This is a genomic window from Demequina oxidasica, assembly GCF_000975115.1.
Classification (GTDB): Bacteria; Actinomycetota; Actinomycetes; order Actinomycetales; family Demequinaceae; genus Demequina; species Demequina oxidasica.
Genome location: NZ_BBRE01000001.1, coordinates 521,434 through 533,512, shown reverse-complemented (window position 1 = coordinate 533,512; position 12,079 = coordinate 521,434). Strand labels below are relative to the sequence as shown.

Below are 12,079 nucleotides of genomic sequence, written 5' to 3'. Positions count from 1 at the left end.
AGGCGGAGGCGCGCACCCGTAACGTGCGACACAATAGAAGCATGGCATCACGCGTCGTCATTATTGGTGGAGGTCCCGGAGGCTACGAGGCGGCAATCGTCGCTCGTAAGCAGGGGGCCGAGGTCACGCTCATCGAGCGTCAGGGATTGGGAGGCAACGCGGTACTGACTGATGTTGTGCCATCCAAAACCGTCATAGCTACGGCGGAGTGGCGCACTATCGCGGATCGCGCTCCGTCGCTCGGTATTCGCGACTCCGACGGTTCCGACACCGCTGAGTTCTCGGAGCACACCGTGGACATGGCGGCCGTCAATGAGCGCATCCAGAAACTAGTGCTCAAGCAGTCTTTCGATATCGCGCAGGCTATGGCCAAGAACGATATTCAGGTAGTCGAGGGGACAGGGCGCTTAGTCAGTCCCACCACAGTAGAGACCGAGAACGACAGCTTTAACGCCGATGCCGTCCTCCTCGCGCTCGGGGCTCGCCCGCGCACGTTGCCGACCTGCGAACCCGATGGCAAGCGGATACTCACCTGGACCCAGTTGTACGACCTCACAGAACTTCCCAGCCACTTGATTGTGGTGGGGTCCGGAGTGACAGGGGCCGAGTTCGCCGGCGCGTATCGGCTGCTCGGTAGCGAGGTCACGCTGATTTCTTCCGGCGACCGTGTCTTGTCGAACCAGGATCCCGAGGCATCCGCGCTTATTACTGACGTGTTCGCGAATCGTGGCATGAAGGTGGTGGGTGGCGCACGCGCGAGCGCGGCGGTCAGCACGGGCGATGGCGTCAAAGTTACGCTCTCAGACGGAACTGTCATCGAGGGTTCGCACTGCCTCATGGCGGTGGGCTCCATTCCCAACACCGCTGATGCTGGGCTAGAGGTAGCCGGAGTTAACCTCGACAAGCACGGCTACATCGAGGTCGACCGGGTCTCGCGCACCAGTGCGCGCGGCGTGTACGCAGCCGGAGACTGCACCGGAGTCTTCCCGCTCGCGTCAGTCGCCGCCACCCAGGGCCGCATTGCCATGGCCCACGCGCTCGGTGACGCGGTCTCTCCCCTCGACCTAGGTCACATCTCCGCCAACGTCTTCACGACCCCGGAGATCGCATCCGTGGGGGCGACGGAGGCGCAGCTGAAGGACCGCGGCATCTTTTACGAGGTTTCGCGCATGGACCTCGCGCGCAACCCGCGCGCCAAGATGCTTGGCATCGACCAGGGCTTCGTCAAGATCTTTGGTCACACGGTGACCGGACAGGTGCTTGGGGCGGTGATCGTGGGCTCCCGTGCCGGCGAACACATCTTCCCGCTGTCCCTTGCGGTGTCGCAGCATCTCACAGTGGATCACATCGCGGAGGCCTTCACCGTCTACCCGTCGCTCTCCGGGACCATTTCCGAGGCTGCTCGTCGCCTACACAACATGACCGATCCGCAAAAGGCGCAGGTTTAGCGGCGGCTGAACGCGACGAGTCGCGGAGTTGCCGCGGCCGATGCTGTGGCAGGGGTTCTCCGCTCAGCAGGCTGGCGTTTTTGTCGCCTAGGCGAACAGCGTCTGACCGATGTAGGCCCCTTCGGGGCCTAGGTCAGATCCCAGCGGGATCCCTGGCGGCACCGCGAACAGGGCCGAACCCGTGGTGCGCAGGTACTCGACGGTCATCAGGTCATCGCGCGCCATGCGCTCCTGAATAGGCACGAACTGCGTGCGCGGGTCCCGCACGTACGCCAGGAAGAACAGTCCCGCGTCCAAGCGGCCGAGGTTGTCGGCGCCGTCGGTGAAGTTGTAACCCCGGCGCAGCATGACCGCTCCGCCATTGTGGTCAGGGTGCGCGATCGCGATATGGCTGTCGGGGGCGATGAGCGGCTCGCCGTCGCGTCCCTCGCGCTTAAAGTCAGGGTCGGTGAACTCGCCGCCACCGGACAGTGGGGCGCCGCTGCCCTTGGTGCGGCCCACCAGTGCCTCCTGCTCGCCCAGCGATGTGCGGTCCCAGATTTCAGCAAGAATCCGGATGCGCCTGGCCACCAGGTAGGAGCCGCCGCCCATCCACGCCTGGCCATCCTCGGGCTCGGACCACAGCCACTTGTTGACCAACTCAGTCTCTTCAGCGCGCATGTTGTGCGTGCCGTCCTTGAAGCCCATGAAGTTGCGCGGGGTCACCTGGTCTGAGGTGGTCGACGACGTACGCCCGAACCCAAGCTGGCTCCACTTGATGGCGGCGGCGCCAAAAGCAATGCGCGACAAGTTGCGGATCGCGTGCACCGCAACCTGAGGGTCGTCCGAGCAAGCCTGGATGCAGATGTCGCCTCCCACGAAGGTGGGGTCCAGGGTGTCACCCGCAAACTTAGGAAGGTCGATGAGCTGGTCCGGTCGTTTGTCCGCGAGCCCAAAGCGATCCTCGCCGTCCTTCTCGAACAGCGTGGGGCCAAAGCCAAAGGTGATGGTCAACTTGGCCGCAGGCAGGTCGAGCGCCTCGCCGGTGTCGTCCGGGGGAGCGGCGTAGCTGCCGCCTGCGGCCCCAGTGCCGAGCTCCGAACCGGCCATCAGGGTTGCGGCCGCCTGCGACCAACGACGCAGCAGGGCGATGAGTTCGTCGCGCGACGACGCGGTGACGTCGAAGGCCGCAAAGTGCATGCGGTCCTGCTGCGACGTGACGATGCCGCTCTGGTGATCACCCAGGAATTCATAGGACGTAGTGGTCGTCGTAGGGGCCGTGCTGCGGCCCACGGCGAACCCCCCGGCGCCGGCTACTGCCGCGGCACCAACGACCGCGCCAGTGACGCCAAAGACCGCGCGACGTGACAGGCCCGAGCCGTGTGCGGCATCGGCCGCGTGGGCGTCGACTGTATCGCCGTCCGCTGCGTTAGCGGCGTCGGGCAACTCGGGCTTCTCGGCATCGTTCATGGGGTCATTGTTCCAAACGGGCGGGGCGTCGCGAACCACGTCGCGCAACCCCGCCCAGCGGGTTAGAGAACTGCGGCTGCGGTCAGGCGAGACAGTGGCTCGCCCAGGGCGTCAACGGCGCGCGCGAGTTCCTGGATTTGGTCGTCGGTGAGGTCCGTGTAGTAAGTGAATCCGTCTTCGACTGAGCCCTGCGCGGCAAGCAGCACCTGCACGTCGTCGAAGCGCGCGTCGAGCTCCGTCGCCAGGTCGGGGTCTGTCTGCTCGAGCACGGGGCGCAGCACGCCAAATGCGACCGATGCGCCATCGAGGTTTGCCTGGAAGTCCCACAGGTCGGTGTGCGACCAGGCTTCCTCTTCGCCGGTGATCTTGCCAGCGGCAACCTCGTCGAGGAGCTCCTTGGCGCCGTTGCCGATCTGGAAGGCGTCGATCTTGAAGTCCTCAGCATTGACGCGCTTGTTCAGTTCGGCGGTGTCAGAGACGAGGCGGTCGGTGAGCGCCTGGCGCTCCTCCTGGGTGAGCTCGTAGCCCTCCGCGGGCGGGAACAGGTTCTTCTCGATGTGGTGCCAGCCGGTCCACTCCTCGTTCTCCGCGAGGTCGGCCTCGCGCAGGTCCATGGACGGGTCCAGGTCGCCAAAGGCCTCGGCGACGGGCTCGATGCGCTCCCAGTGCACGCGGGTGTCCGCGTACATGTCGGCGGCCGCCTGGTCGTCGCCCGCGAGGTACGCGTCGGCGAAGGCGTCGGTCTTGGTCACGAGCGTCGCAACCTGGTCGCGAACATAGAGCAGGTACTGGTCGGACGCCGCCTGGAGCTGGTCGCCAATCTCACCGGTGGGGCCTACTTCTTCGCCTGAGTCGGTGACAGTGAACGCCGCCTGAATGCCCTCGCCCACCATGCCCGGTTTGCAGGCGGTGATGTAATCGCCCGGGGGAACCTGAGCGACGAGCTCGCGGGACAGGCCGGGGCCGATGTTCTCGACCTCGGTAATGATGCGCAGGCCGTCGTCAGCCAGCAGGTAGAACTCGGTGACGTCATCGCCGTCGTTGGTGACCTTGAACACCATTGAACCCGAGGGGGCCGTGTTGGTGGTCAGTTCGCAACTGTCGGAGGTCGAGGACACGTCGATCGCGCCGTCGACAGAAGAGGTGTCGTTGGACACGCAGCCGCTGAGGGCGAGCGAGCCGAGTACGAGCGCGGGCAGGACAAGACGGGCGTTCATGAGGTTTCCTTGGGGATTGGTGGTGTTAGGCGTTGGTGGTGAGGGGCGCGCCGGTCGCGGGCACCTTGGATTCGGACTTGACGGCGGGACGCTTGGGGCCACCGAATGCCATGCGCACAAAGAGCCACATGACGGGCACCACGTAGCAGACCCAGGCGATGGCCTGGAGCACGGTAGTGGCTGAGGAGAAGTTGAAGATGCCCTTCAGCGCGGTGCCGTACCAGGAGCTGGGCGGCACTTGGGCACTGACGTCAAAGGCAAGGTTGTTGAGGCCAGGCAGGATGCCGGCCTCCTGCAGGTCGTGGATCCCGTAGGCGAGCACGCCGCCCGCCACGATCACGAGGAAGACGCCGGTCCACTGGAAAAACGCGCGCAGGTTGAGCTTCACCGCACCGCGGTAGATGAGGTAGCCGAGGGCGATCGCGGTGATCAGACCCAACACCGCCCCCGTGATGGGCCCTGTGCTCGACCCGGCGGCCTCGATGCCGGCCCATAAGAACAGGGCAGTCTCGAGTCCCTCGCGGCCCACTGCAATGAGCGCCATGCCGACGATCGCGCCTTTGCCCACGGCGATGGCCTTCTCGAGGGCGGTCTCGAGGTTGGTCTTGAGGAAGCGGGCGGTCTTGCCCATCCAGAAAATCATCCAGGTGATCAGGCCCACGGCGACGATGCTGAGCGTTCCGCCGATGGCTTCCTGGGCCTCGAAGCTCAGTCCTTGCGGCCCGAGCGTGAGGATCGCGCCGAACGCGAAGGACACGACGATGGCGATGCCGACGCCGAGCCACACCTGGGGGAGGAGTTCGCGACGGTTTGTTTTCACGAGGTACGCGACCAAGATGCCGATGACGAGAGCTGCCTCGAGGCCTTCGCGCAGGCCAATCAGATAGTTCGCGAACACGGGGGCGCCTCTCGCAGCGGGGATGTCCAGATAAGGATTGCCTTACCTCATTACGGCGAGCGTATTAGATGGACGTACCCGTGTCAAAGAAAAGAAACGCCAGTGTTTCGTATATGCGCTGATCCCCGCAGCGCTCCCTGAGCCTCATTGGTCACTAAGAACGGGGTTCGCTCCGAAATCGACACGCAGTGACTGCAGCAAAGGGTGGGGCAATGACGCTTTGCGTCCCAGCGGTACCTGAGGACCGATCTTGGCGCCAACTCCGTACTCAGGTCCCACTAAGGCGCAACGGGAAAAGGGGCCGGGAGGAAGAAAATAGCGGGGGGAGGCGACAGGGCGTCGGGGACTAGGGGGCGGCGGGGCTCTCCGCTGTGTCGACGATCTCGCAGATAGCGGTGCCTGAGCTGACGGACGCGCCAACGGCGGCAGTAAGGCCACTCACGGTCCCGGCCTTGTGCGCGACCAATGGCTGTTCCATTTTCATGGCCTCGAGGACCACAATGAGGTCGCCTGCGGCCACAGTCGCGCCATCCTCGATCGCGACCTTCACGATGGTTCCCTGCATGGGGGACGTCAGCGTAGTACCCGATGCTGCGCGGGCCGAGCCTGCGGGCTTGCGTGCACCACGGCGCGTCGGCCCGGGCCTGCGCCCTCCGGCGCGACCGGCCTGGGCGAGTGCTGCAGGAAGCACTACCTCGAGGCGCTTGCCACCCACCTCGACGACCACGCGCTCGGTTGCCTCTGCCTCGTCGTCGTCCGCTCCAGCGGCTGGTGCCTTGCCCAAACTGGCCACGACATCGGCAAAGTCAGACTCGATCCACGTGGTGAAGACGCCAAAGTTGCCGTCGGCGGCGGCGAATTCAGGGGCGTCGAGCACTGCACGGTGGAAGGGGAGGACTGTCGGCATGCCCTCGACGATCATCTCCGACAGCGCTCGGCGGGCACGCGCGATGGCTTGCTCGCGAGTCGCGCCCGTGACGATGACTTTGGCAATCATGGAGTCAAAGTTGCCGGAGACGGTGTCTCCCTGGATGACGCCGGCGTCGACGCGCACGCCGGGACCTGACGGGAAGTGCAGGCGTGAGATGCGTCCGGGGGCGGGCATGAAGTTCGCACCCGGGTCCTCGCCGTTAATGCGGAACTCAATCGAGTGGCCGCGAGTGACGGGGTTGAGGTTCGAGATCGGCTCGCCCGCGGCGATGCGGAACTGCTCGAGGACCAAGTCCACGCCAGTGACTTCCTCGGTCACGGGGTGTTCCACCTGTAGGCGAGTGTTGACCTCGAGGAAGCTGATGGTGCCATCCGTGCCGACTAGGAACTCGCATGTTCCAGCGCCCTGGTAGCCGGCCTCACGCAGGATGTTCTCGCTTGCCTCGATAAGCCTGGCGTTCTGGTCGTCCGTCAGGAATGGCGCAGGTGCCTCCTCAACCAACTTCTGGTGGCGGCGCTGCAGAGAGCAGTCACGGGTCGACACCACCACTACGTTGCCGTGCGCGTCCGCCAGGCATTGGGTCTCGACGTGGCGCGGCTTGTCGAGAAAGCGCTCCACAAAGCACTCACCGCGACCAAAGGCGGAAATGGCCTCCCGCGTGGCCGAGTCGAACAGCTCGGGGATCTCTTCGCGAGTGCGGGCGACCTTGAGGCCGCGACCGCCGCCGCCGAACGCCGCCTTGATGGCCACCGGGAGACCGAACTCGTCGGCGAAGGCGACCACTTCATCGGCCGATTCTGCGGGGTCCTTGGTGCCAGGCACCAGTGGGGCGCCGGCGCGCTGGGCAATGTGACGCGCGCTGACCTTGTCACCGAGGCCCTCGATTGCCGCAGGGCTGGGGCCAATCCACACCAGGCCGGCGTCGATGACGGCGCGTGCAAAGTCAGCGTTCTCGGCGAGGAAGCCGTAACCGGGGTGCACGGCTTCTGCGCCCGAGCGATGCGCGAGCGCGATGATCTTGTCGATGTCTAGGTACGTCTCCCGGGCGAGCGCGCCACCTAGCGAGAAGGCGTCGTCCGCCAGGCGCACGTGGGGAGCCTCGCGGTCCGGGTTCGCGTATACAGCGATGGACCGAAGCCCAGCGTCTGCGCAAGCGCGAATGATGCGGACGGCGATCTCGCCACGGTTGGCGATGAGGACACTCGAGAAGGCAGGCACCCCGCCACGGTAGCGCGCGGGCGTCCGATGCGACGATCCCTGGCGGCGGTTCTCGCCAACTTTGGAAGCGAACATAAGGGCTCGCGGCATCACTTAGGGGAATCGTACAAAGAAATTGCGCTGAAATGCGCCCACGACGGCGTAGGTTGTGTGCCGTCCACAAAGGGGCGAGGTGGTGCCGATCAATTCCGGGCCGGAATCACGTGGTCCGATGCCTCCCAAACGCACTCTCCGTCGCGGATGAGGCCGGTGGGTCTCAATCCGAGGTTCGCGGCGACCCGCGCCGATGAGCGATGGTCGGGACGGATGGCGGCCCGGAGGCGCCGGACGTTCTGGGCGCGTAGCCACGTCACCATGGCCGCGGCCGCCTCGGTCGCTGCGCCGGCCCGCTGCGCGTGGGGGGCGACGAGCCACGCCAGGTCCGCGGTGACCTCCCCATCCGCACGCGTCAGTGTTGCCTGAACGTAGCCGATGGCATCGCGTGAGCCCGCAGCGCGCACGATCCAATTGAGCCAGCCAGCATCGTTGGTGGGCGAGTGACCCGCGCACTGTCGCTCGTAGCGCTCCCGCAGGGTATTGACGGTGGGTGGCTCCCCGCCCGTGTAGTCATAGAGGCTGAGTGGCGCGAGGACCACCGCCATCTCCTCTGCGTGGTGTACCGCAAGTGGTTCGAGTTCAAAGCGCTCAGTTGAGAGCGCAGACGCTTGGGGCCAGGTCATGGTGTGACGCGATATCCCTAGGCGTTGCGAAGCTCGTGGATCGCGACCCCGATCTCGAGTAAAAGTTCTCTCAGCAGTGGCAGACTCACGCCCACGACGCCGTGATAGTCGCCTTCGATTGCCGTCACATAAGGTCCGCCGATGCCGTCCACCGTGAACGCACCAGCTACCTTGAGGGGCTCGCCGGTGGCGACGTAGGCGTCGATTTCCGCGTCGCTTAGATCTGCGAAGTGCACCACCGTGGAGGAGGTCGCGCCAAGGGTTCCGGACGAGCCGTCGTCACGGTCGTCGATCAACCAGTGTCCACTGTGAAGGGTGCCGGTGGAGCCTCGCATGGCGCGCCAGCGCTCGCGGGCAATCTCGGCTGTCTGAGGCTTACCCAAGATCTCGCCGTTGATCTCCAGCATCGAGTCGCAGCCCAGCACAATCGCATCGGTGCCGTTGGTGTCCGAAACCTCCTGAGCCTTGGCCCTGGCCAAGGCGAGCACGGCATCGGATGGAGAAAGGTCTCCCAGGCCGGCGGCGTCGTGCGACGCGCGAGTCGCCGCCAGTACCGCGTCCTCATCCACGTCGCTGACGATGACGCGCGGGTAGATTCCGGCCGCGCGCAACGTGCTGAGGCGGGCAGGGGACTGCGAGGCGAGCACAAAAGAAATGGTCATGGTGGCGAGCCTAACGCCGGCACCGCCTCGCGCGTTAGGCTCTCGATGGACCACAACCGTGGAGGGGGTACGAGATGGCTGAAGTTACCCGTGCAACGCCGCGCCAACTCCTGCGCCGCGTCGGAGTCACGGGGCTCATCACGGGCCCGGTCCTAGTGTTTGTTGGCCTTACTGGAGCGGCGCTGGTCGCAGGGACCAATGCGGATAGTACGGTCTCCGCCCCGTCTCCGGTCTACGGCGTGGTGTTCTTTATGGTCATTGCCGCGCACGGCTTGATCGAACTCGCTGCTGGCGCAGTCGCGCTGTTCGCGGTGACCAAGCTCCCGGACACCTCGCGCCCGTACGGTGTCAATGACTTCCTGTCCTTCGCCGCGGTAGTGGTGACGTTCTTGGGTGCGGTCTTCCAGGTGGTGCTCAACGAGCCGCTGGTGGCGATGCTCGTGGTCGCCATGGCCGCCATCGTGTTGCTGACGACGTCGGCCACGCGCAAGGCTATGCGGGCCGCTGCAGAGGGCGTCGAAGCCCCCTAGCGCACGGCGCTGGCGAGGTCCATCTCGCTATAGTTTCTTGCAAACCGAAATGGGGACCTGATGGAGCGCGACGAACTGCTTGAGAACACGCTCGAATCGCTGGTGCAATTCCTGCGTGCCTCGAACCCCAAGCAGGGCGACTCCGTCGCGAAGGCCAACCTGACGCCGCACCAGTTCCGCGCGCTGGTGTTCGTGCTGGTCCATGACAACGCGACCACTACTGACCTCGCCGACTATGTGGGCGTTCACCCCAGCGTGGGCACAGGCATTGTGCAGAAGCTCGTGGGTCGCGGATACGTCACCCGCTTTGAAGACTCGCAGGACCGTCGCATCCGCCGACTGTCGCTCACTGAACACGGCCGCGAGTTCATCGAGGGCATTGTGGGGGCGGCTCGCGAGGGGCGGCGCCGTCAGCTCCAGGTGCTCAGTGAGGAGCAGCTCGCGCAGTTCGGTGACATCCTTGAGACGCTGCGTGCCGGGCTCCCGGCCGCGTCCAAGTAGCGCCGGGCGGCGAACCAGCCCAGAGCATCGGCCTACGTGGTGCCGTCGGGCACACGTCGTTGAGCGACGTCCAGAAAAGCCTTGACCGTCGCCGCCGTCTCCCGCACGTAGCCCATCGCGGTGTGCTCGCGGACAATCACGGGCGGGTATGCACCTTGCGCCGAGATGCCGAGGCGTTCGCACAGCCACACCGCACGCGGCAGGTGGAATTCCTGGCTGACGGCGATCGCGCTCGTCACTCCGTAGACATGCCGTGCCCGATGCGCCGACGAGTAGGTATCCACGCCGCGGGGGTCCGCGGTGATCGCCGATGCCGGGACGCCCATCTCGATCGCGACCCGGGTCATGACTGCCGGCTCGTCGTAGGAATGGGCGTGGATGCCGTCCCCGCTCATGATCAGGCTGTCGACTAGGCCGCGCTTGAACAGCTCGACCCCGGTCTCGACGCGCTCACGCAGGAATCGCGAAGGTCGGCCATCGGGCCAGACCCGGGCGCCCAGGATCAGCGCAGCATTGGCGTGCGCGAAGTCGGCCTCGACCGGCTTGACGCTGGCTGCGGTGGTGAAACGCGTGATGGCGGTGGGGAGGGCGACCGCGGCACCCAAGGCGAGCGCGGAACTACCGGCAATCCGTAATGCGGACGTACCGCGGTCGTTCATCGCAGTGAGTGGCGCCAGGCGGAGGCGCCGCGGCCCAGCGGGCCGTGGGAGCGACTGCCGCGCATGCTGCGTGCTCTGTCCATCCAAGCGGAGGTGGGGGAGCCGGGCTCGTCGTCCCCAGCATCGGCCGTGGAAGCGAAGGCGGCCATGCCCGCCACCAATGCCGCAAGCTCGGCGTCGTCGGGCGTGCCGCGCACCACCCGCATGCCTGCGGTCGATGCTGCGGCGTCCTGGTGGTGGTCGGTTGCGTCGGGCGTCACAGCGGGATGTTTCCGTGCTTCTTGGGGGGCATCGCGGCGCGCTTGGTGCGCAGTGCGCGCAGGGCACGTACCACCTGCTCACGCGTCTCGGATGGCTCGATCACGGCATCCACGTAGCCACGGTCGGCGGCGTCGTAGGGGTTCACAATCCGCTCCTCGTAGTCGTCGATCAGACCCTGGCGTTCGGTCTCGACGTCCCCGCCCTGCTCGGCCACTGTCGCGAGAGTGCGGCGCTGGAGGATGTTGACGGCCCCCGCGGCGCCCATGACGGCGATCTGCGCGGTCGGCCACGCGAGGTTCACGTCGGCACCCAGCTGCTTGGAGGCCATCACGATGTACGCGCCGCCGTACGCCTTGCGGGTAATGACAGTGACCAGGGGCACGGTGGCCTCGGCGTAGGCGTAGATCAGTTTGGCGCCGCGGCGGATGATGCCCTGGTGCTCCTGGTCCACGCCGGGCAGGAACCCGGGCACGTCCACGAACGTGACGACGGGGATGTTGAACGCATCGCACGTGCGCACGAACCGCGCGGCCTTCTCCGCGGCGTCGATGTCCAGCGTGCCGGCCTTGGCGAGCGGCTGGTTGGCGACGATGCCCACTGAGTGGCCCTCGACGTGGCCGAAGCCCACGACGACGTTAGGCGCGAACAGCGGCTGAATCTCAAAGAAGTCGCCCTCGTCCAGCACAGCTTCGATGACGGTCTTCATGTCATAGGGCTGGTTGGGGCTGTCGGGAATGATCGTGTCCAGCGCGGTGTCCGTGTCGGTGGACTCGAAGTCGGCCTCGTTCTCCCACGTGGGGGCGTCGGACAGGTTGTTCTGCGGCAGGAACTGCAGCAGGTGCTGCACGTACTCGATTGCGTCGGCCTCGTCATCGGCGAGGTAGTGCGCGACGCCGGACTTCTGGTTGTGGGTCTGGCCGCCGCCCAGCTCTTCAAACGTGACGTTCTCGCCGGTGACGGACTTGATGACGTCCGGGCCGGTGATGAACATCTGCGACGTGCCGTCGGCCATCACGATGAAGTCGGTGAGCGCGGGGGAGTACACCGCGCCGCCGGCCGACGGGCCGAGGATGATGGAAATCTGGGGGATGACTCCCGATGCTGCGACGTTGCGGCGGAAGATCTCCGCGAACTGGGTGAGGGCCGCGACGCCCTCCTGGATGCGTGCGCCGCCGCCGTCGGAGATGCCGATCAACGGGACGCCAGTGCGTAGCGCAAAGTCCTGCACCTTGGCGATCTTCTGGCCGTGGACCTCGCCCAGCGAGCCGCCAAAGACGGTGAAGTCCTGGCTGTAGACGCATACCTGACGGCCGTCGATGGTTCCGTGGCCGGTGACGACGCCGTCGCCGAATGGGCGGTTGTTGTCCAGGCCAAAGTTGCGCGAGCGGTGACGGTTGAGTGCGTCGAGCTCCACAAAGGAGCCCTCGTCGAGCAACATGTCGATGCGCTCGCGTGCGGTCTTCTTGCCGCGAGCGTGCTGCTTTTCCTGCGCGGTCGCCTCGGCGGTGGCCGATGCTGCGGTGGTCTTCTTGCGAAGTTCCTCGAGCTGGCTGGCGGTGGTCTTGCTTGGGCTATTGGTCGACACG

At 65.8% G+C, this 12,079-nt stretch carries 12 protein-coding genes; 3 read left to right on the top strand and 9 right to left on the bottom strand.

The annotated features are described in order from the left end of the window. The first annotated feature begins 41 nt into the window (after positions 1-41). Complete coding sequence (locus AOP77_RS02450) at positions 42-1,448, top strand: NAD(P)H-quinone dehydrogenase (RefSeq protein ID WP_062208915.1); 1,407 nt, start codon at positions 42-44, stop codon at positions 1,446-1,448. An 87-nt stretch (positions 1,449-1,535) separates the two neighbouring features. Here AOP77_RS02450 and efeB read toward each other — a convergent pair whose 3' ends face one another. From efeB to AOP77_RS02420, 6 genes are all read right to left on the bottom strand, one after another. After that, positions 1,536-2,897: an iron uptake transporter deferrochelatase/peroxidase subunit gene (gene efeB, locus AOP77_RS02445; protein ID WP_084622188.1), complete on the bottom strand. Its 1,362-nt coding sequence runs from the start codon at positions 2,895-2,897 to the stop codon at positions 1,536-1,538. 62 nt (positions 2,898-2,959) lie between these two features. Next, a complete protein-coding gene (gene efeO, locus AOP77_RS02440) occupies positions 2,960-4,114 on the bottom strand; it encodes an iron uptake system protein EfeO (RefSeq protein ID WP_062208912.1) in 1,155 nt (384 codons plus the stop codon). Positions 4,115-4,139: 25 nt separating this feature from the next. Next, positions 4,140-5,012 carry an iron uptake transporter permease EfeU gene (gene efeU, locus AOP77_RS02435; protein ID WP_062208909.1) on the bottom strand — a complete coding sequence of 291 codons (873 nt, stop codon included), beginning with the start codon at positions 5,010-5,012 and terminating at the stop codon, positions 4,140-4,142. Between the two features lie 346 nt (positions 5,013-5,358). After that, the gene (locus tag AOP77_RS02430; protein ID WP_062211354.1) at positions 5,359-7,161 is read right to left on the bottom strand and encodes an acetyl/propionyl/methylcrotonyl-CoA carboxylase subunit alpha; all 1,803 of its coding nucleotides are present in this window, start codon (positions 7,159-7,161) and stop codon (positions 5,359-5,361) included. A gap of 182 nt (positions 7,162-7,343) precedes the next feature. Beyond that, complete coding sequence (locus AOP77_RS02425; protein ID WP_062208906.1) at positions 7,344-7,880, bottom strand: GNAT family N-acetyltransferase; 537 nt, start codon at positions 7,878-7,880, stop codon at positions 7,344-7,346. A 17-nt stretch (positions 7,881-7,897) separates the two neighbouring features. Beyond that, positions 7,898-8,542 (bottom strand): Maf family protein, encoded by a 645-nt coding sequence (locus tag AOP77_RS02420; protein WP_062208903.1) that lies wholly within the window; start codon positions 8,540-8,542, stop codon positions 7,898-7,900. A gap of 74 nt (positions 8,543-8,616) precedes the next feature. On the opposite strand from AOP77_RS02420, the gene AOP77_RS02415 reads away from it, so the two are divergent. Then, the gene (locus AOP77_RS02415; protein WP_062208900.1) at positions 8,617-9,072 is read left to right on the top strand and encodes a hypothetical protein; all 456 of its coding nucleotides are present in this window, start codon (positions 8,617-8,619) and stop codon (positions 9,070-9,072) included. A 60-nt stretch (positions 9,073-9,132) separates the two neighbouring features. Then, positions 9,133-9,573, top strand: a complete 441-nt coding sequence (locus AOP77_RS02410; protein ID WP_062208897.1) for a MarR family winged helix-turn-helix transcriptional regulator — start codon at positions 9,133-9,135, stop codon at positions 9,571-9,573. A 32-nt stretch (positions 9,574-9,605) separates the two neighbouring features. Here the strand turns inward: AOP77_RS02410 and AOP77_RS02405 are convergent, their stop codons facing one another. Genes AOP77_RS02405 through AOP77_RS02395 form a run of 3 tightly spaced genes read right to left on the bottom strand, consistent with a single transcriptional unit; the run spans position 9,606 to position 12,078 of the window. Beyond that, on the bottom strand, positions 9,606-10,232 hold the full coding sequence (locus AOP77_RS02405) for a SanA/YdcF family protein (RefSeq protein ID WP_062208894.1): 627 nt from the start codon (positions 10,230-10,232) through the stop codon (positions 9,606-9,608). Further along, positions 10,229-10,492, bottom strand: a complete 264-nt coding sequence (locus AOP77_RS02400) for an acyl-CoA carboxylase subunit epsilon (protein ID WP_236685732.1) — start codon at positions 10,490-10,492, stop codon at positions 10,229-10,231. Before AOP77_RS02400 ends, AOP77_RS02405 begins: the two co-directional genes overlap by 4 nt. Then, positions 10,489-12,078 carry an acyl-CoA carboxylase subunit beta gene (locus AOP77_RS02395; protein WP_062208890.1) on the bottom strand — a complete coding sequence of 530 codons (1,590 nt, stop codon included), beginning with the start codon at positions 12,076-12,078 and terminating at the stop codon, positions 10,489-10,491. Before AOP77_RS02395 ends, AOP77_RS02400 begins: the two co-directional genes overlap by 4 nt. Position 12,079: the final 1 nt, after the last annotated feature.

Coding starts and splice junctions, on each gene's coding strand:
- AOP77_RS02450 (WP_062208915.1), top strand. CDS start 42: ATGGCATCACGCGTCGTCATTATTGGTGGAGGTCCCGGAGGCTACGAG.
- efeB (WP_084622188.1), bottom strand. CDS start 2,897: ATGAACGATGCCGAGAAGCCCGAGTTGCCCGACGCCGCTAACGCAGCG.
- efeO (WP_062208912.1), bottom strand. CDS start 4,114: ATGAACGCCCGTCTTGTCCTGCCCGCGCTCGTACTCGGCTCGCTCGCC.
- AOP77_RS02425 (WP_062208906.1), bottom strand. CDS start 7,880: ATGACCTGGCCCCAAGCGTCTGCGCTCTCAACTGAGCGCTTTGAACTC.
- AOP77_RS02420 (WP_062208903.1), bottom strand. CDS start 8,542: ATGACCATTTCTTTTGTGCTCGCCTCGCAGTCCCCTGCCCGCCTCAGC.
- AOP77_RS02415 (WP_062208900.1), top strand. CDS start 8,617: ATGGCTGAAGTTACCCGTGCAACGCCGCGCCAACTCCTGCGCCGCGTC.
- AOP77_RS02410 (WP_062208897.1), top strand. CDS start 9,133: ATGGAGCGCGACGAACTGCTTGAGAACACGCTCGAATCGCTGGTGCAA.
- AOP77_RS02405 (WP_062208894.1), bottom strand. CDS start 10,232: ATGAACGACCGCGGTACGTCCGCATTACGGATTGCCGGTAGTTCCGCG.